This is a genomic window from Caenimonas koreensis DSM 17982 (genome assembly GCF_009646335.1).
Lineage (GTDB): Bacteria > Pseudomonadota > Gammaproteobacteria > Burkholderiales > Burkholderiaceae_C > Ramlibacter > Ramlibacter koreensis.
The window spans coordinates 1-17,868 of the sequence record NZ_WJBU01000019.1 but is presented as its reverse complement, the minus strand read 5'-3'; the positions used below and the strand labels follow the sequence as shown (position 1 = coordinate 17,868).

27 protein-coding genes are annotated in these 17,868 nt (G+C 62.0%); 8 read left to right on the top strand and 19 right to left on the bottom strand.

All coding sequences use genetic code 11. The features are described from left to right. The 4 genes from GHT07_RS17370 to GHT07_RS17355 are packed head-to-tail and all read left to right on the top strand — an operon-like array spanning window position 1 to window position 2,817. On the top strand, window positions 1-300 hold the full coding sequence (locus tag GHT07_RS17370) for a YbeD family protein (protein ID WP_153586368.1): 300 nt from the start codon (window positions 1-3) through the stop codon (window positions 298-300). 14 nt (window positions 301-314) lie between these two features. Next, window positions 315-1,001 (top strand): lipoyl(octanoyl) transferase LipB, encoded by a 687-nt coding sequence (lipB, locus tag GHT07_RS17365; protein WP_153586367.1) that lies wholly within the window; start codon window positions 315-317, stop codon window positions 999-1,001. Window positions 1,002-1,009: 8 nt separating this feature from the next. After that, window positions 1,010-1,999, top strand: coding sequence for a lipoyl synthase (gene lipA, locus GHT07_RS17360; RefSeq protein WP_153586366.1), 990 nt, complete (start codon window positions 1,010-1,012; stop codon window positions 1,997-1,999). Beyond that, on the top strand, window positions 1,996-2,817 hold the full coding sequence (locus GHT07_RS17355; RefSeq protein WP_153586365.1) for a DMT family transporter: 822 nt from the start codon (window positions 1,996-1,998) through the stop codon (window positions 2,815-2,817). The genes lipA and GHT07_RS17355 overlap by 4 nt, the downstream gene beginning before the upstream one ends. 14 nt (window positions 2,818-2,831) lie before the next feature. Here GHT07_RS17355 and ptsP read toward each other — a convergent pair whose 3' ends face one another. The 5 genes from ptsP to GHT07_RS17330 all read right to left on the bottom strand — a co-directional run bounded on the left by ptsP (window position 2,832) and on the right by GHT07_RS17330 (window position 7,140). Then, the gene (ptsP, locus tag GHT07_RS17350) at window positions 2,832-4,598 is read right to left on the bottom strand and encodes a phosphoenolpyruvate--protein phosphotransferase (RefSeq protein WP_153586364.1); all 1,767 of its coding nucleotides are present in this window, start codon (window positions 4,596-4,598) and stop codon (window positions 2,832-2,834) included. A gap of 95 nt (window positions 4,599-4,693) precedes the next feature. Further along, the gene (locus GHT07_RS17345; protein WP_153586363.1) at window positions 4,694-4,963 is read right to left on the bottom strand and encodes an HPr family phosphocarrier protein; all 270 of its coding nucleotides are present in this window, start codon (window positions 4,961-4,963) and stop codon (window positions 4,694-4,696) included. After that, entirely contained in the window at window positions 4,932-5,381 is a 450-nt protein-coding gene (locus GHT07_RS17340) for a PTS sugar transporter subunit IIA (protein WP_153586362.1), read from the bottom strand. The genes GHT07_RS17345 and GHT07_RS17340 overlap by 32 nt, the downstream gene beginning before the upstream one ends. Further along, a complete protein-coding gene (locus tag GHT07_RS17335; protein ID WP_153586361.1) occupies window positions 5,378-6,610 on the bottom strand; it encodes an MFS transporter in 1,233 nt (410 codons plus the stop codon). The genes GHT07_RS17340 and GHT07_RS17335 overlap by 4 nt, the downstream gene beginning before the upstream one ends. After that, window positions 6,607-7,140 (bottom strand): hypothetical protein, encoded by a 534-nt coding sequence (locus GHT07_RS17330; protein WP_153586360.1) that lies wholly within the window; start codon window positions 7,138-7,140, stop codon window positions 6,607-6,609. Before GHT07_RS17330 ends, GHT07_RS17335 begins: the two co-directional genes overlap by 4 nt. 53 nt (window positions 7,141-7,193) lie before the next feature. On the opposite strand from GHT07_RS17330, the gene GHT07_RS17325 reads away from it, so the two are divergent. Then, entirely contained in the window at window positions 7,194-8,429 is a 1,236-nt protein-coding gene (locus tag GHT07_RS17325; RefSeq protein ID WP_153586359.1) for a CaiB/BaiF CoA transferase family protein, read from the top strand. A gap of 142 nt (window positions 8,430-8,571) precedes the next feature. Continuing rightward, entirely contained in the window at window positions 8,572-9,747 is a 1,176-nt protein-coding gene (locus GHT07_RS17320; RefSeq protein WP_153586358.1) for a hypothetical protein, read from the top strand. A 42-nt stretch (window positions 9,748-9,789) separates the two neighbouring features. Here GHT07_RS17320 and GHT07_RS17315 read toward each other — a convergent pair whose 3' ends face one another. Further along, window positions 9,790-10,245, bottom strand: coding sequence for a c-type cytochrome (locus tag GHT07_RS17315; protein ID WP_153586357.1), 456 nt, complete (start codon window positions 10,243-10,245; stop codon window positions 9,790-9,792). Window positions 10,246-10,347: 102 nt separating this feature from the next. Here GHT07_RS17315 and GHT07_RS17310 point away from each other — a divergent pair, with 102 nt between their 5' ends. Beyond that, on the top strand, window positions 10,348-11,022 hold the full coding sequence (locus GHT07_RS17310; protein WP_323740982.1) for a cytochrome b/b6 domain-containing protein: 675 nt from the start codon (window positions 10,348-10,350) through the stop codon (window positions 11,020-11,022). A gap of 112 nt (window positions 11,023-11,134) precedes the next feature. Further along, window positions 11,135-11,602, top strand: coding sequence for a GNAT family N-acetyltransferase (locus tag GHT07_RS17305; protein ID WP_228488411.1), 468 nt, complete (start codon window positions 11,135-11,137; stop codon window positions 11,600-11,602). Between the two features lie 10 nt (window positions 11,603-11,612). Here GHT07_RS17305 and GHT07_RS17300 read toward each other — a convergent pair whose 3' ends face one another. The 13 genes from GHT07_RS17300 to GHT07_RS17240 all read right to left on the bottom strand — a co-directional run. Further along, window positions 11,613-12,119: a peroxiredoxin gene (locus GHT07_RS17300; RefSeq protein WP_153586354.1), complete on the bottom strand. Its 507-nt coding sequence runs from the start codon at window positions 12,117-12,119 to the stop codon at window positions 11,613-11,615. Between the two features lie 69 nt (window positions 12,120-12,188). Next, window positions 12,189-12,458: a 30S ribosomal protein S17 gene (gene rpsQ / locus GHT07_RS17295; RefSeq protein ID WP_153586353.1), complete on the bottom strand. Its 270-nt coding sequence runs from the start codon at window positions 12,456-12,458 to the stop codon at window positions 12,189-12,191. 12 nt (window positions 12,459-12,470) lie between these two features. Continuing rightward, the gene (gene rpmC / locus GHT07_RS17290) at window positions 12,471-12,680 is read right to left on the bottom strand and encodes a 50S ribosomal protein L29 (RefSeq protein ID WP_153586352.1); all 210 of its coding nucleotides are present in this window, start codon (window positions 12,678-12,680) and stop codon (window positions 12,471-12,473) included. Window positions 12,681-12,696: 16 nt separating this feature from the next. After that, window positions 12,697-13,113: a 50S ribosomal protein L16 gene (rplP, locus tag GHT07_RS17285; protein WP_153586351.1), complete on the bottom strand. Its 417-nt coding sequence runs from the start codon at window positions 13,111-13,113 to the stop codon at window positions 12,697-12,699. Window positions 13,114-13,115: 2 nt separating this feature from the next. Next, the gene (gene rpsC, locus GHT07_RS17280) at window positions 13,116-14,045 is read right to left on the bottom strand and encodes a 30S ribosomal protein S3 (RefSeq protein WP_153586350.1); all 930 of its coding nucleotides are present in this window, start codon (window positions 14,043-14,045) and stop codon (window positions 13,116-13,118) included. 16 nt (window positions 14,046-14,061) lie between these two features. Further along, window positions 14,062-14,394: a 50S ribosomal protein L22 gene (gene rplV, locus GHT07_RS17275; protein WP_153586349.1), complete on the bottom strand. Its 333-nt coding sequence runs from the start codon at window positions 14,392-14,394 to the stop codon at window positions 14,062-14,064. Between the two features lie 9 nt (window positions 14,395-14,403). Then, the gene (gene rpsS, locus GHT07_RS17270) at window positions 14,404-14,682 is read right to left on the bottom strand and encodes a 30S ribosomal protein S19 (RefSeq protein ID WP_013899633.1); all 279 of its coding nucleotides are present in this window, start codon (window positions 14,680-14,682) and stop codon (window positions 14,404-14,406) included. Between the two features lie 12 nt (window positions 14,683-14,694). Further along, window positions 14,695-15,519, bottom strand: a complete 825-nt coding sequence (rplB, locus tag GHT07_RS17265; RefSeq protein WP_153586348.1) for a 50S ribosomal protein L2 — start codon at window positions 15,517-15,519, stop codon at window positions 14,695-14,697. 14 nt (window positions 15,520-15,533) lie between these two features. Continuing rightward, window positions 15,534-15,869: a 50S ribosomal protein L23 gene (gene rplW, locus GHT07_RS17260; RefSeq protein ID WP_153586347.1), complete on the bottom strand. Its 336-nt coding sequence runs from the start codon at window positions 15,867-15,869 to the stop codon at window positions 15,534-15,536. Then, complete coding sequence (gene rplD, locus GHT07_RS17255; RefSeq protein ID WP_153586346.1) at window positions 15,866-16,486, bottom strand: 50S ribosomal protein L4; 621 nt, start codon at window positions 16,484-16,486, stop codon at window positions 15,866-15,868. Before rplD ends, rplW begins: the two co-directional genes overlap by 4 nt. Continuing rightward, window positions 16,486-17,187, bottom strand: coding sequence for a 50S ribosomal protein L3 (gene rplC, locus GHT07_RS17250; RefSeq protein WP_153586345.1), 702 nt, complete (start codon window positions 17,185-17,187; stop codon window positions 16,486-16,488). The genes rplD and rplC overlap by 1 nt, the downstream gene beginning before the upstream one ends. 213 nt (window positions 17,188-17,400) lie before the next feature. Continuing rightward, on the bottom strand, window positions 17,401-17,715 hold the full coding sequence (gene rpsJ / locus GHT07_RS17245) for a 30S ribosomal protein S10 (RefSeq protein ID WP_027102403.1): 315 nt from the start codon (window positions 17,713-17,715) through the stop codon (window positions 17,401-17,403). Window positions 17,716-17,725: 10 nt separating this feature from the next. After that, window positions 17,726-17,868, bottom strand: a 143-nt coding sequence (locus GHT07_RS17240) for an EF-Tu C-terminal domain-related protein (RefSeq protein ID WP_456151240.1), incomplete at its 5' end; no start/stop codon positions are given.

The window sequence follows — 17,868 nt, the reverse complement described above, 5'->3', positions numbered from 1 at the left end:
ATGACCGACACCACCATCACCACGTCCGCCCCCGACCCGCGCAAGGAATCCCTGATCGAATACCCGTCGCAATTTCCCATCAAGGTGATGGGCATGAAGACGGACGGCCTGGTGCATGCGATCACACAGATTGCCGAGCAGTTCGATCCCGCTTTCGATGCAACCACCGTTGAGCTGCGCAACAGCAAGGCTGGCAACTACCTGGGCATCACCATCACCGTGACGGCCACGAGCCGCGAGCAGCTCGACGAGCTGTACCGCACGCTGTCGTCGCACCCGATGGTCAAGGTCGTGCTTTAGGGCTGGTCTTCGCAATGCAAACTTCGGTCCGCGGCCGGGTGGACTACCTGCCTGCCTACGAGGCAATGCAGGCGCTGACTGCCGCGCGAGTTGAGGGCACGCCCGACGAGCTGTGGCTTTGCGAGCACCCGCCGGTTTTCACGCAAGGTCTTGCCGGCAAGCAAGAGCATCTCATTGAGCCGGGCGACATACCTGTCATCGCCACCAATCGCGGTGGCCAGGTCACTTATCACGGGCCGGGCCAGGTGGTGGCGTATCCGCTGCTCGACTTGCGCCCGCGCGGCTACTTCGTCAAGGAATATGTTTACCGCCTGGAAGAAGCCGTGGTCCGCACGTTGGCCGAGTTCGGCGTGACGGGGCACCGCGTCAAAGGCGCGCCGGGCATTTACGTGAGGCTGGACGATCCGTTTTCGCACGCGCGCCTGCCCGCACCGCTGCCCTCCCAGGGCGGCGGAGGCGGCGAAATCAGCTTCGATGGCCTCGGCAAGATCGCGGCGCTGGGCGTGAAGGTCAGCCGTCACTGCACCTATCACGGCCTCGCGCTCAACGTGGCAATGGATCTTGAACCCTTCTCGCGAATCAACCCCTGCGGCTACGCGGGGCTGACAACGGTGGACCTTTCTACAATTGGCGTCTCCACCTCCTGGAATGAAGCGGCGGACGTGCTCGGCAGCAAGCTGCGCGCGCTGCTTGCGATCTGAAAGCCTTCATGAGCTCCAACGAAACCGTCCGGCAAGCGCAAAGCGTCGAGAACTACAACCCGCTCGCCAAGCAGAAGGCCGGCGCCAAACTCTCGCGCATCCCCGTCAAAGTCGAGCAGGGTGAGCTGCTGAAAAAGCCCGACTGGATCCGCGTGCGCGCCGGCTCGCCGACGACCCGTTTCTACGAGATCAAGCAGATCCTGCGCGAGAGCAACCTGCACACCGTGTGCGAAGAAGCGTCGTGCCCCAACATCGGTGAATGTTTCGGCAAGGGCACGGCCACGTTCATGATCATGGGCGACAAGTGCACCCGCCGGTGCCCCTTCTGCGATGTCGGCCACGGCCGGCCCGATCCGCTCGATGTGAATGAGCCGGAGAACATGGCAAAAACCATCGCCCGGCTGAAGCTGAAGTACGTCGTGATCACCTCGGTCGATCGCGATGACCTGCGCGATGGCGGCGCGGGCCACTTCGTGGAATGCATCCGCAAGACACGCGAGCTATCGCCAGGCACGACCATCGAAGTGCTGGTGCCCGACTTCCGCGGTCGCGACGACCGCGCGCTTGAAATCCTCAAGGCCGCGCCGCCCGATGTGATGAACCACAACCTCGAGACGATCCCGCGCCTGTACAAGGAAGCGCGCCCCGGGTCGGACTACGCGTTCAGCCTGAACCTGCTCAAGAAGTTCAAGGCGCTGCATCCCGATGTGCCGACCAAGAGCGGCCTGATGGTCGGCCTGGGCGAGACCGACGACGAGATCCTCGACGTGATGCGCGACATGCGCGCACACAACATCGACATGCTCACGATCGGCCAGTACCTCGCGCCGTCCACGTCTCACTTACCCGTGCGCCGTTATGTGCACCCGGACACTTTCAAGATGTTCGAAGCAAAGGCGTACGAGATGGGCTTCAGCCACGCGGCTGTTGGCGCCATGGTGCGCAGCTCGTATCACGCTGACGAACAGGCCCACGCCGCAGGCGTATCGGGGACTTGAGCGCGAACCTCTACGCGCTGGGCGCGATTGGCTTGTGGGCAACGCTGGCGTCTCTTGGCGTATCGCTCTCGCATGTGCCGCCCTTCCTGCTGACGGGCTTGGCGCTCGTCATCGGCAGCATTCCCGCATGGCCACTGGTCAAGCAATGGAAGATTCCTGCCTCCACGCTGGCCGTCGGCATCTATGGCCTGTTCGGCTTTCACTTCCTGCTGTTCATTGCACTGCGCCATGCACCGCCCGTAGAGGCCAATCTCGTCAACTATCTCTGGCCGCTGCTGATCGTCGTGATGGCGCCGCTTTTCCTGGCGGATATGCGCGTGAAAGCGGCCCACATTGCCGCGGCAATGGCAGGTTTTGCGGGTGCGGCCATCGCGATTCTCGGTGGCGGCTCGACGGGTGGCGGCTGGGCGTGGGGCTACCTGCCGGCCATTGGCTCCGCCTTTATCTGGGCAAGCTACTCGCTGCTCACGCGGCGCGTGAAGCCCTTCCCCACAGCGGCGATCGGGTTGTTCGGGCTCGTGTCGGGCGTGTTGTCGCTCGCCTGCCATGTGATGCTCGAGCCGCGCGTGGCGCTGGGCGGGCATGACTGGCTGCTCATCGCGGTGATGGGGTTGGGGCCGCTAGGCGCAGCGTTCTTTTTGTGGGACCGCGCGCTCAAGCTCGGCGACCCGCGCCAGATCGGCATCCTGAGCTACATCACGCCGCTTGCATCCACCGTGCTGTTGATGCTCGTAAGCGGGCGGCCTTTGACGTTGTCCATCGCGGCGGCTGCTGCGCTGATCATTGGCGCGGCCATTGTCGGCACGCGCACGCGTTAGCGAACCCGCAAAGGCTACGCCGCCAGCGTCGCCGCCGGGTCTTCCGATTCGAGCACCTTGCGCGCCCAGGGCGTGAGCCGCGACACGTCCGAGCGCAGCACCTCCTGCTTCACCGCAAGAATCTGCGCCGGGTGCATCGAGAAACTGCGCAGGCCCATACCAAGCAACAGCCGCGTGAGCGTGATGTCGCCGGCCATTTCGCCACACACGCTGACCGACTTGCCCTGCGCATGGCATTCCGCGATGGTGTCTGCCACAAGACGCAAGACCGCCGGGTGCAACGGGTCGTACAGGTGCGCAACTGACTCATCAGCGCGGTCGATCGCCAAGGTGTACTGGATCAGGTCGTTGGTGCCGACCGACAGGAAGTCGAAGTACTTCAGGAAGATCTTGAGGGTGAGCGCCGCCGCAGGTATTTCAATCATCGCGCCGAGCTTCACGGGCCCGTACACGACGCCGCGGTTATCAAGTTCGGCGCGCGCGAAGTCAATGAGCGACAGCGTATGCCGGATCTCGCTGGCATGCGCCAGCATCGGGATCAGCAGGTTGACCTGGCCGTGCGCAGCCGCACGCAAGATCGCGCGCAGCTGCGTGAGGAACATGGCGGGGTCGGCCAGGCTCCAGCGAATGGCACGCAAGCCCAGCGCCGGATTCAGGTGCGCCTCATCGCGCTTCGTGTCGTCGAGCGGTTTGTCCGCGCCCACATCGACCGTGCGGATCGTGACGGGCAAGCCTTCCATGCCTTCCACGGCTCGCTTGTAAGCCTGGTATTGCTCTTCTTCATCCGGCAGCTTGCCGCGGCGGCCCATGAAGAGGAATTCGCTGCGAAAGAGCCCCACGCCCACCGCGCCCGCTTTCAAGGCAGCCGCCGCGTCGTCGGGCAGTTCGATGTTGGCCAGCAGCTCGATTTTCTGGCCGTCCATCGTGATGGCGGGCGTGTGCCGCAAGCGGGAGAGCCGGCCGCGTTCGAGCTCGCCTTGCCGCTGCTTGAAACCATACTCGGCCAGGATGATCGGCGAAGGGTCGACGATCATCACGCCCGCATCGCCGTCGATGATGACCCAGTCGTCCTGGCGGACCAGCTGGCTTGCGCTGCGCGCACCGACCACGGCGGGTATGTCCATCGACCGGGCCACGATCGCCGTGTGCGAATTGCGCCCGCCCACATCGGTGACGAACCCGGCGAACACGCTTTGCTTGAACTGCAGCATGTCCGCCGGCGAGAGGTCGTGCGCAATCATCACCAGCGGCACGTCGATGCTGTCGTCGAGCAGCAGATCCTGCTGTGTCTTGCGGCGATTGGACGCCGGCGGCGCGACGGGCGACGCCACGCCCTGCATGTACCGCAGGATGCGATCAGCGACCTGCTCGAGGTCGGCCTTGCGCCCGCGCAGGTACTCGTCCTCCATCTCGTCGAACTGGCGCGCCAGCACATCGAGCTGCGTCGTCAGCGCCCATTCGGCGTTGTACAGCCGCTCGGCCACCCAATGCTTCACGCCGGTGATGAGGTCTTCGTCCTGCAGCAGCATCAGGTGCACGTCGAGCAACGCAGTGAGTTCATGCGGCGCTTCTTTCGGGCCCATTTGCAGGATCGTTTGCTGCAGGCGATGAATCTCGTCCACCACCGCATTGCGCCCCGCGCGGATGCGCTCGATCTCCGACTCGATCTGTGCGGGCTCGATGAAGTAGTGCGCAACATCGACACGGCTCGACGCCATCAGCACGGCGCGACCAATCGCGACGCCGCGTGCAACTGCCAGGCCGTGGACAGAGAACGTCATGCGGTCACCCGTTCCGCCGCACGGCCGCCCGAAGGCGGAACACGGCCCCCTCGGGGGGCAGGGAGCGACACGAAGTGCGCGACCGTGGGGGCCATTTACTCGCCTTCGCCAAACTTGTCAGCGATCAGGGCCAGGATCGCGCTCATCGCTTCCTGCTCCTGCTCACCGCTGGTCTCGATCGTCACTTCGCTGCCGATGCCTGCGGCGAGCATCATCACGCCCATGATGCTCTTGGCGTTGACGCGCCGCTCACCGCGCGAGATGTTCACTTCGCACGGGAAGCTGCCCGCTAGCTTCGTGAGTTTGGCCGACGCGCGGGCGTGCAGGCCCAGCTTATTGCTGATGGTCGTGGTGGTCTGGATCATGTCTTCGCGGCTGGTTCTGGGGTGCGGTGATGGCAACTTGCATCACGCCCTGCGTGCCGCCGATGACGGCACGCGAGACGAGCGCATCGAGCGGTTCATTACGGTAGCTGACCGCGCGCAACAACATGGGAAGGTTGACGCCGGTGATCAGGCGCGACTTGACGCCATCGACGAGGCGCTGTGCCACGTTGCTGGGCGTCGCGCCAAAGATATCGGCGAGCACGAGAATGCCCGTGATGTTCTCGCCGGCGAGCTGCGACATCGCAATGCGCGCCATGGACAGCGTCTCTTCGGGCGGCAAGTTGGGCTGAACGTCGATAGCCGACACATGCGCGCCGCAGTCCGGAAAGACGTGCAGCGCGCAGCTGCGCAGGGCGTGCGCAAGCGGTGCGTGGGCAATGATGAGGATCGCGTTCATCTGGCGGAATTATCCTTTGCCAGAAGGAAGTAGCCGTAGGCTGCGCAGCTGCACGCGAGAAACACGGCGATGGCGGCGCGAAAAGCAGACACTTCGGCCAGGCCTGCGGCCTGGAATCCGTCGATCAGCAGTCCGATGCCCCACTGCATGACGAACACGCCGGCGAAGATGACCAGGTTGAAGGCCGACAGCGCCCGGCCCGCGAGGGCAGGTGCGAACGCCATACCGACCGACGGCTGCGCGAGCGACACGAAGGTGGAGGTGACGCAAAAGGCCGCCCATGACCACGCGCCAGCCATCGGACCCGCGACCACGATGGCCGCCAGCACCACGAAACTGAGCGGCAGACCCCACGCAATCAGGCGATCGGTCGAGACGCCACGCCGGGCCAATGTCGGGTTGAACATGCCCCAGCACCAGAACGCACACAACATGCAAAGGTTGATGACGAAGAGGCCCGCAGCAGCTTCAAGCGGCGGCAAACCTCCCACCCGCACCATCCACGGACCGGCCCAGAGCGTCTGCACGGCGATCATTCCGCCATAGCTGAAGAATCCGATCGGTGCCATGCGCCGGAAATACGGATGGCGCCACACCTCGGTGTACGTGGCGGGAGGCACGTGTGTGGTTGCGGGCTGACCATCAGGACCGGGGCCTGCGTTGGTGGACGGGACGATCCACGCGATGGCCGCCATGGACAACACGAATGCCAGCGCGAGCCCCCAGAACAGCGGCCGCCAGCCAAGCGCAGGCATGAGCCACTGCACGGGCAGCGTCGAGGCGACCATGCCGAACGATCCGGTCATCAGCATCCACGAGTTGGCCCGCAGCTGCGCGGGCGCGTCGAGCCAGCTGCGAAAGCCGGTCAGCGGCGCCATCAGGCATGCACTCACGCCGATGCCACACAGCACGCGCGCGGCAAACAGCCCGGCAAAACTGGTGGCCCAGGAAAACGCCATCGAGCCCGCCACGGCAAAAGCAAGAAAGCTCAGGATGACCTTCTTCGGCCCATGACGATCCAGCCAGCTCCCCAACGGCAACTGCGTGGCGGCGAATCCCATGAAAAAGCCGCCCGCCAGCAAGCCAAGTTCCTGGGCGCTCAGAGAGAAGTCGTGTGTGAGCGTTGGCGACAGTGTGGCCGTGATCGCGCGCATCAACGCGGAGAAGAAGTACGCAAATGCGAACGCCAGGAAGGTGACGATGGCACTGCGCCTGTCGAGCAGCGTCATTGCAGCTGCAAGCCGGCGAAGAAGGATTCGGTCATCTCGGGCGTGATGCGGTCCGCATAAATGACCGCCTGGAACACGTGCGAGCCGCTTGCGAAGTAAGCGGCCTGGCTTTCGACCTTGCTGCCGTCGGCGCGCTGCCCGATCGCGGAGACCTTCGCGGCCTGCGGCACGGGCGTCGCGCCGGGCGGCGTGAACGGCGCATCCCTGGCAGCCGCGCCCCGAAGGTTGGCGAGTGTGGCCAGGCGCCATTGCCACAAGGCATCACCCACCCGTGTCACATCGCCGATGTCTGCATGGAGCAAGGCGAACTTGGCGCTGCCTGCGTCGCAGGCCAGAACCTCCAGCATGGCGGGCTTGCCTGCCATCGGCACTTCTCGTGAATCCTTGTCGGGTTTGCAGGGCAGCATCGCTTTCAGTGAAGTGCCCTCGACGTTGACATCACGCCAGTTGAAGGTAGGACTGCAAGCGGTGGCAAAACTCGCAACGACAGCCGCGAACACAGCTGCGGCGACAAGGTGAAAACGGCGCATGACCCGATTATGTGTTTTGCCGGCGTGAGCGGGATTCCATTCACAATGCATGCATGAATTCGCTGGATGGTATTCGTGTTCTTGACTTGTCCCGCGTACTTGCCGGACCTTGGTGCACCCAGACGCTGGCCGACCTCGGCGCCGACGTGATCAAGGTCGAGCGGCCCGGCGCGGGTGACGATACGCGCAGCTGGGGCCCGCCCTTCCTGCAGGACAACAGCGGCGCCGACACCGCCGAATCAGCCTATTACCTGGGGGCCAACCGCAACAAGCGCTCGATCACCTGCGACATCGCCAAGCCCGCCGGCCAGGCGCTGATCCGGGAGCTTGCCGCACATTGCCAGGTGTTTGTCGAGAACTTCAAGGTTGGCGACATGGCCCGGTACGGCCTGGACTTTGAATCTCTGCGCGCCATCAATCCGTCGCTGGTCTATTGCAGCGTGACAGGTTTCGGCCAGACAGGTCCGTACAGCGACCGAGCCGGCTACGACTACGCGATCCAGGGCATGGGCGGATTGATGAGCGTGACAGGGGAGCGCGATGATCTGGGCGGCGGGCCGCAAAAAGTCGGCGTAGCCGTCGCGGATCTGTTCACCGGCATGTATGCAAGCGTCGCGATCCTGGCGGCACTGCGCCACGCCGAAAAAACAGGAGAGGGGCAGCACGTTGACATGGCATTGCTCGACACGCAAGTCGCCATGCTCGCCAATCTCGGCGCGAACTATCTCGTGAGCGGCAAGACGCCGGGCCGCTCTGGCAATGCGCACCAGAACATCGTGCCGTACCAGGTGTTCGAGACTGCACCGGCCGCCGATGGAAATCATGACTACATGATCCTCGCGGTTGGCAATGACAAGCAGTTCGCCAAGTTCTGCGATGTGGCGGGCCGGCCCGAATTGGCACAGGACGAACGCTTTGCGAAAAACCAGGGGCGTGTGCGCCATCGCGCGGTTCTTGTCCCGCTGCTCGAAGCAATCTTTCGCACCCGGCGCAAGGCGGACTGGCTGGGCGCACTTGAAGCCGCCAAAGTGCCTTGCGGCGCCATCAACAATCTGGCCGAGGTCTTTGCCGATCCGCATGTGAGCCAGCGGGCGATGGTGACCGAATGGGCGCACCCACTGCGCGGCGACCTTCGCCTGGTCGCCAGCCCGATCAAAATGAGCGCGACACCCGTGCGCTGCGAGCGGCCACCACCACTTCTGGGGCAACACACGATCGAGGTTCTCGAGGGCGTACTGGGCTTAGGCGGTGGCGATGTCGAGCGCCTCAGAAATGATGGCGTGATCTGAGCGCAGTTGGCAGCGGTCTGATCGCCTGAGGTGCCGCAGCCACGAATCACGCTTGATTGGCAAGCCGCAGACTTTTATCCTCCGGAATTCTGTGTACTGCGTAACAATGGAATCAACCGATTCTCGAAGGTGACGTGACGACATGGCATTGAGCAAATCCGCAACTGGCAGCAAAGAGCAGCGAAAACGCGCACCGGGCAAGTCGCCTGCCGCGACAAGCGCGCCTGAGACGCCGCAAGGCATGTCGCCAGCCGCGATCATCGCGTTACCCGGCGTCATTGGGGCGCAGCTGGCCGACCAGGTCGCGATCATGCAGCAGGTCATGCTGGATATTCGCAGTGCGCGGAGCATTACGCGCAGCCAGGTTGCGACGCTTGAAAATGCGATGAAGGCTGCCAATCGCATCGCCATGCACAGCCAACAGATTTCCAGGCTGGCGGGTGGGCGGCTGCGGCAATCACACGAGCGCCTGGCGCTGCACACGATCGTTCACGACGTACTCAATGGCATGAGCACGCAATTCAAGGTGGGCGGTTTCGAGGTGAGCCACCGGCTGAAGCCGGTTGACGTGATCGTGGACCCCGGGCTTTTGCTCAGTCTGGTGCAAACGGCCGTGGACTGGGCATCAACGCAAGGTCAGCGCCTTCAGGTGCGGTTGGACATCAAGAACTGGCCAGCGCACGCCGAACTGGCGCTGAAAGCAAGTGCGCATGTAGCCGGAGCAGGCGTCAGCACGGAAGAGCGCATCGCGGACGACCTCGACTGGCAACTGCTGCTGCAAATTGCCGCGACGATGGGCGTTACTGTGGACCGCACGCTTGCAGCGGACCACACCATGCTCACGATCGAATTCCCGCGCACCGTTCGCCAGCTGGAAGGATTGACTGCGGCCGACATGCACGAGCCAAGCCAAGGCAATTCCACCGCGTTTCTCACAGAGGGAAAACCGCTGGCCGGGCACCGTGTGCTGGCCGTCGTGATGGACGCCGGCATCATTGGTGAACTACGGGCCGTGTGCGAAAGCATGGGTCTGATCATGGACACGTGCAGCAACAGCGCAAGCGCGGTGCGATTCTGCGAACTGGACAAGCCGCACCTGATCATCATCGAGGAGCGACTGCGCGACCACGAATTCGAGGAACTGCGTCAGGACCTGATCCGCACGGACATGAACTTCCCGGTGGTGGAAGTCGTGCGCGCGCCCAACGTTCTCGAAATGTCGAACTGGATGGGCGACAGCGTCAGCCGCATCAGCCGTGAGTCGCTGCGCGGCCAGCTGCCGTCGTTCCTCGTCATGGAGCTGGCAAAGGTCAGCTGACCCTACGCGCAGGTTGCGCGCAGGGTTGGCGGCAAACAAGTCCTACTGGTTCGTGAAGGCGTCGTGGCAAGCCTTGCACGAGCTCGACGTGGCGCGATACGCCACCTTCAGTGCCTCAAAGTCACCAGTCTTGGCCGCCGCTTGCAGCTTGACGACTTCAGCCTGCATCTTGTCGGCAAGGTCTTTGAACTTGGCTTGCTCTGTCCAGACGGCAGGCTTTGCATCGGTCTTTCCAACGCCATTGCTGTCGGCGGGAAATGCGGCCCAAGGCAAGCGGCTGAGGGTAGCGACGATTTCGACGTTCTCTGCAGCGGCCTTTGCATCGAATGGCACGCGCCCATTGGCCATTCCTCCGACACGGCTGTAGAAGTGTGTGCCCATTGTGTACATCACACTCTGGCGATATTTGACGGCGTCCTCTGGCTTGCGGAACTGCGCAAACGCCGGAAGGGCAAGCACGGCCGTCAATGACAGCACAAGCAACTTTCTGACGTACATGGGAAAAGACCTTTCAAAATTGCTGGCTGATCATGGCAACTGCGACAAAGTTCAATGACCGCGGGTAAACACCGAGCGAGCAGACCAGCCACAATATCAGCTGTGAACGACCAGCACACTCGCCCCATCAGAATTTGGGACCTGCCAACCCGGATCTTCCATTGGGCTCTTGCAGGCAGCGTCGCCGCGCTGGTGGTCACCGGCCATCTCGGTGGTGAGTGGATGCCCTGGCATGCGCGGCTAGGCTATCTCGTGGCAAGCCTGCTCGCCTTTCGCGTCGTCTGGGGATTTGTCGGAGGTCATTGGTCGCGCTTCTCGACGTTCACTGTCAAGCCATCAAAGGTGGTTGCCTACTTGCGCGGCGAGCCTTTCAACGGCCACGGGCACTCACCAGCGGGCAGTGTGTCGGTAGTGGTTATCCTTTGCGTACTGGCACTGCAGGTCGGCTCGGGCCTGTACAGCGACGATACAGCCGACTTCGTCGGTCCTTTGAATCGCTTCGTTTCCAACGCTACGGCCAAAGTCTTGACGACGTATCACAAGGATTTTGGGCAGTGGCTCGTAGTCGCTCTGGTGGCAATCCATGTGGCAGCCGTCGCGTTTTACAAGTGGCGTCAAGGTCTGAGCCTGACTGCCGCCATGGTCGGTGGCGACAAAGTTGCGGCCGGCGGCGGCGGTCCGGGCTCGCGTGACGACGTGACGACGCGACTGCTCGCACTGGCGATATTTGGGGTGATTGCCGCTGTTGTTGTTGCGCTTGTTGGCACGAGCGGCTGAGGCGCACCCACCATTGCGGCTGCGGGCAGGACGAGGACCTCTCTTGCAGCTAAACTGGCAGGCCCACCATTTCAGGCCCAGCCGCTTGAGCACCCCTTTACCAGCAGTCGTCCTGGCCACACCCGCAAGCGATGCGGACTTTCAAGACGTTCGCACCATCTTCAGCGAATACGCGAAGGGCTTGGGGATCGACCTGTGCTTCCAGGATTTCGATCGGGAGCTTGCGACGCTACCCGGCGAGTACGCGCCGCCGCGCGGAGCTTTGTTCCTGGCGCGGGTGAACGGTGAACTGGCCGGCTGCTGTGCGCTGCGCGCGCTCGACTCAAGCGACTATCCAAACGCGGCAGAGATGAAGCGCCTGTATGTCCGCAAACAGCATCGCGGCATCGGTCTTGGGAGGCAGCTGGCCGAGGCAGTGCTGGACAGCGCTCGCAATGCGGGTTATTCGTGCGTGCTGCTCGACACGCTGGACGATATGGAGGCAGCGCGAGCGCTGTACGGCGAACTCGGCTTTACCGAGATCCCACCGTACTATCACAACCCGATCGCCGGGGCGCACTACCTCAAAGCGGAGCTGTAGCCCCGCCGGCTCAACCCTTGGCTTGCGCCAGCATCGTGCCAGCGTCGCTGACTTCGAATTTGCCGGGTCCTTCGACGTTGAGGGTTGCGACCTTGCCATCCTTGACCAGCATGGAATAGCGTGCGCTGCGAAGCCCCATGCCCCTGGAAGTCAAATCGAGCGTGAGCCCTGCGGCCTTGGCGAAATCTGCGCTGCCGTCGCCGAGCATGCGGACTTTCCCAGCGGTCTTTTGATCGCGCGCCCATGCGCCCATGACGAACGCGTCGTTGACCGACAGGCACCAGATCTCATCAACGCCAGCTGCCTTCAGTTCGTCCGCTCTTTCGACGAATCCAGGTACATGCTTGGCCGAACAAGTAGGGGTGAAGGCGCCCGGCAATGCAAACACGGCAATGGTCTTACCGGCTGCGGCTTCGCCAGTCTGGACCGGGTTGGGCCCAATAGAGCAGCCATTGCCTTCGACCTCTGAAAACTCTTGAAGTGTGACGTTAGGAATCGTGTCGCCGACTTTGATCAATTTGCTTCTCCAAAAAAAGAATCGGCCCACATTGTGGGCCGATTCGAAATCATCTGCAGGGCAGCGGAATCAAACTTCCACAGCCTTCTCAACCAGGCGCGTAGCGACCCAGTTCTTGGTCTTCGAGATCGGACGGCTTTCGGTGATCTCGATCACGTCGCCTGTGTGGAACTCGCCTTTTTCGTCGTGGGCGTGGTACTTGCTCGACTTCGCGACGATCTTGCCGTACAGCTCGTGCTTCACACGGCGTTCGACGAGGACCGTAACGGTCTTGGCGCGCTTGTCGCTCACGACTTTGCCGATGAGGGTGCGCTTGAGGGAAGTTCTGGCTTCAGTCATATGAGGCACTCCTTACTTGGCAGCCTTGGACTCAGCCTGCTTTTGGGCAAGGATGGTCTTGGCGCGGGCGATGTCACGGCGCGTCACGCGCAGCGTACCGGTGTTGGTCAATTGTTGCGTGGCTTTTTGCATGCGCAGGCCGAAATGTGCCTTTTGCAGGTCTTTCACTTCGGCTTTGATGCCGGCAACGTCTTTCTGGCGCAGGTCAGCGGATTTACTCATGTTGTGCACTCCAGAATTACGAGCCGATCATGCGGGTGACGAATGTCGTCCGCAGCGGCAGCTTGGCGGCAGCGAGGCGGAAAGCTTCGCGAGCGAGTTCTTCGGGAACACCGACGATCTCGAACACGACCTTGCCAGGCTGGATTTCAGCAACGTAGTACTCCGGGTTACCCTTGCCGTTACCCATCCGCACTTCAGCGGGCTTCTGGGAAATTGGCTTGTCGGGAAACACGCGAATCCAGATGCGGCCACCACGTTTGACGTGGCGGGAAATCGCGCGACGCGCGGCTTCGATCTGGCGCGCCGTCAAACGGCCGCGGTCCGTACACTTCAGACCGAAATCACCGAACGCCACCGAGTTGCCCCGGGTAGCGATGCCAGTGTTACGGCCCTTTTGCTCTTTGCGATATTTGCGGCGAGCGGGTTGCAGCATAGTTACTCTCCTTTACCGTCTGTCGGTGCGGCAGCGGTGCCGCTACCGGTTGCAGGCGCGGCTGCTTTACGCACGCGCTTAACGGTAGATTTCGGTGCATCGGCACCTGTCGTTGCTTCGGCCGGCTTGTCAGCGCCGTCAACGGGCGCCACATTGCCTGCACCTGCTGCGGGACGGCGAGCAGCCGGGCGGCGGTCACCAGCCGGACGGTCACCCGGACGGGCATCACGGCGCGGACCACGCGGGCCACGGCGCTCTTCGCCTTCAGGGCGCGGCGTCGAGTCCAGCGAAGGCGCGTCGTTGCGACCGAGCGTGTCACCCTTATAGACCCAGACCTTGACGCCGATGACGCCATAGGTGGTCTTGGCTTCAGAGAAACCATAGTCGATGTCGGCACGCAGCGTATGAAGCGGCACGCGACCTTCGCGATACCACTCGGTACGCGCGATCTCGATGCCATTCAGGCGGCCGGCGGACATGATCTTGATACCCTGCGCGCCCAGGCGCATCGCGTTCTGCATCGCGCGCTTCATGGCGCGGCGGAACATGATCCGCTTTTCGAGCTGCTGGGTGATCGAGTCGGCGATCAGCTGGGCATCGATCTCGGGCTTACGCACTTCTTCAATGTTCACAGCGACCGGCACGCCCAAACGCGTAGCCAGTTCTTTCTTGAGCGCTTCGATGTCTTCGCCCTTCTTGCCGATCACGACGCCCGGACGTGCCGAGAAAATCGTGATGCGCGCGTTCTTGGCGGGACGCTCGATCAGGACGCGCGACACCGCTGCGTTCTTCAGCTTGCCCTTGAGGTACTCGCGCACCTTGATGTCTTCGGCCAGCATGCCGGCGAAGTCACGGTTGTTGGCGTACCAGCGGCTGGCCCAGTTGCGGCTCACCGACAGGCGGAAGCCGGTAGGATGGATTTTTTGTCCCATGTTTTCCTAAAGCCCGTTAGTTGCCAACGGTCAAGTACACGTGGCACGTGGGCTTGACGATGCGGTTGCCGCGACCTTTGGCGCGCGCGGTGAAACGCTTGAGCGAAGCGCCTTGCTCGACGTAGATGGTCTTGACCTTCAGTTCGTCGATGTCGGCGCCGTCGTTGTGCTCGGCGTTCGCAATCGCGGACTCGAGCACCTTCTTGATGATGCCGGCGGCCTTCTTCTGGGTGAACTCAAGCGTGTTGAGCGCCTGATCAACCTTCTTGCCGCGAATCAGATCGGCGACCAGACGGCCTTTGTCGACCGACAGACGGACGCCCCTAAGGACTGCACGTGTTTCTGACATGGTCTTTCCTTACTTCTTCTGGACTTTTTTGTCCGCCGGGTGACCCTTGAAGGTGCGCGTCAGGGCGAATTCGCCGAGCTTGTGCCCCACCATCTGGTCGGTGATATAGACAGGTACGTGCTGCTTGCCGTTGTGAACAGCGATCGTCAGACCGATGAACTCGGGCAGGATCATCGAGCGGCGCGACCATGTCTTGATCGGCTTCTTGTCCTTGGTCGTCACAGCCTTGTCGGCCTTCGCCACCAGGTGATGGTCGACGAAAGGACCTTTTTTGAGAGAGCGAGTCATTGTGCCGGCCCCTTATTTCTTGCGACGCGACACGACCATGACCTGCGTGCGCTTGTTGTTGCGGGTACGGTAACCCTTGGTCAGGTTGCCCCACGGATCGACAGGATGGCGGCCTTCGCCGGTCTTGCCTTCGCCGCCACCGTGCGGGTGGTCGACCGGGTTCATCACAACGCCGCGCACTGTCGGGCGAATGCCCATGTGACGCTTGACGCCGGCCTTGCCGAGTTGACGCAGGCTGTGTTCTTCGTTGGCGACTTCACCGATAGTGGCACGGCATTCGATGTGGATCTTGCGAACCTCACCGGAGCGCATGCGAACCTGAGCGTAGGTGCCTTCACGAGCCAGCAACGTAGCAGAAGTACCTGCGGAACGCGCAATCTGCGCACCCTTGCCAGGCTTGAGCTCGATGCAATGGATCGTCGAGCCGACCGGGATATTGCGCACGGGCAACGTGTTGCCTGCACGAATCGGGGCTTCAGCGCCGGACAGCAACGAGGCACCTACTTCCAGACCACGCGGCGCGATGATGTAGCGACGCTCGCCGTCGGCGTAGACCACCAGGGCAATGTGGGCCGTACGGTTCGGGTCGTATTCAATACGCTCGACCTTTGCCGGAATGCCATCCTTTGCGCGAACGAAATCGACGACACGGTAGTGGTGCTTGTGACCGCCACCCTTGTGACGGGTCGTGATGTGACCGTTGTTATTGCGGCCCGCATTCTGCATTTGCGGCTCGAGCAACGGAGCGTAAGGGGCACCCTTGTAAAGGTGGTCCCGTGAGATCTTCACCGTGCCGCGCTGGCCGGGTGAAGTGGGTTTCATCTTGATGACTGCCATGATGTATCGCGCTGTTAAGCGGCCTCCCCGTTCAGGTTCAGCTCTTGGCCTTCCTTGAGCATGACGTAGGCCTTGCGAACGTTGTCGCGGCGGCCCACCGAGCGCCCATAGCGCTTGGTCTTGCCTTTGGTATTGACGACGGAAACGCCCTTGACTTCGACCTTGAACATCAATTCAACGGCGGCCTTGATTTCGGGCTTGGTGGCGTCCTGCAGCACCTTGAACGTGATGGCGTTCGTCTTGTCGGCCACGAAAGTTGCCTTTTCCGAAATGATCGGTGCAACCAGGACCTGCATCAGACGACCTTCGTCGAACGTGCGTTGCGCGGGAGTTGGGTTAACGCGGCTCATGCGAACATCTCCTTGAGCTGGTCAATGGCACCCTTGGTGACGAGCACCTTCTTGTAGTGCACCAGCGACAGCGGATCGGCGTAACGGGGCTCGACGACGAGCACGTTGACCAGATTGCGCGAGGCCAGGTAAAGGTTCTCGTCGACTTCGTCGGCGATCACCAGCACGGACTCGAGGTTCATCGCCTTGAACTTGGCGGCGAGCGCCTTCGTCTTCGGCGAGTCAACCTTCATTGAGTCAACAACGGCCAGACGGCCTTCACGGGCGAGTTGCGAGAAGATGGCGGCCATACCGGCGCGATACATCTTCTTGTTGATCTTCTGGGTGAAGTTTTCTTCAGGGCTGTTCGGGAAAATCCGGCCGCCCCCGCGCCACAGCGGCGAGGAAGTCATACCGGCGCGGGCACGGCCCGTGCCCTTTTGCTTGAACGGCTTCTTGGTCGAGTGCTTGACCTGCTGGCGGTCCTTCTGGGCGCGAGTGCCTTGACGGGCATTCGCCTGGAAGGCAACGACGATCTGGTGAACCAGATCCTCGTTGTATTCACGGCCGAACACAGTCTCAGGCGCCTCGTACTTGGACGACGACTGACCTTGTTCGTTCAGGAGTTCGAGTTGCATTACTTCGCTCCCTTCGCGGCGACAGCGGCTGCAGCGGCAGTAGCCGGCTTGGCCTTGATAGCAGGGCGAACGGTGACAAAACCGCCTCGCGAGCCAGGCACCGCACCCCTGATGAGGAGCAAGCCACGGGCTTCGTCGATACGGAAGACATCGAGATTCTGAGTGGTGACCGTGTCGTCACCGAGGTGGCCCGTCATGCGCTTGCCCGGGAAAACGCGACCCGGGTCTTGCGCCATACCAATCGAACCAGGCACGTTGTGCGAACGGCTGTTACCGTGCGACGCGCGCTGGGAACTCATGTGGTGACGCTTGATGGTTCCGGCGTAACCCTTACCGATCGTAGTTCCTTGCACGTCGACCTTCTGGCCCACAGCGAATACGTCGGCCGCAGGCACCATCGCACCGGCTGCGTACTTGGCAGCGGTATCGGCAGTGACGCGGAATTCTTGAATGATTTCACCGGCTTCAACTCCCGCCTTAGCGAGGTGACCAGCTTGCGGCTTGGTGACGCGCGATGACTTGCGCTTACCAAACGTGACCTGCAAGGCCACGTAGCCGTCCGTTTCCGGGGATTTGACCTGGGTGACGCGGTTGTTCGACACGTCGACCACCGTAACAGGGACTGCGTCCCCATCATCAGTGAACAGGCGCATCATGCCCACCTTGCGGCCCAGCAACCCGAGGGAGGTGCTTTGACTCATTTGTTGCTCCGTAACTTTCGCCGCAGCCGCTGCAATTGGCTTCTGCGTTGAACGCCGGCTCCTGAAAGCAGGCGGTCGAAAGAAGGTTGATAAAACTCTGCCAAATTCGGCAGAGCCGCAAATTATAGCCCGCTCTTGGGCTTGGCGCCTAGAGACGACCCTGACTTCTTGTTTTTCTTGTTGACCGGGGCATTTGATTGCCCCGACTCTTAGTTACTGCAGCTTGATCTCGACATCAACGCCAGCTGGCAAATCCAGCTTCATCAGAGCGTCAACTGTCTTGTCCGTGGGATCCACGATGTCCATCAGCCGCTGATGCGTGCGGATTTCAAACTGGTCACGGCTCGATTTATTGACGTGCGGCGACCGCAGGATGTCGAAGCGCTTCATACGCGTCGGCAGCGGTACCGGACCCTTGACGATTGCGCCTGTGCGCTTCGCCGTGTCAACAATCTCAGCGGCAGACTGATCGATCAACTTGTAATCGAACGCCTTCAGGCGGATGCGGATCTTCTGTTGCGTAGCCATGATGTTTTCCTTATTCCAGGATCTTGGCCACGACGCCCGAGCCCACGGTCTTGCCGCCTTCGCGAATAGCGAAGCGCAGGCCTTCCTGCATGGCGATCGGGTTGATCAGCTTCACGGTGATCGAGACGTTGTCGCCCGGCATCACCATCTCTT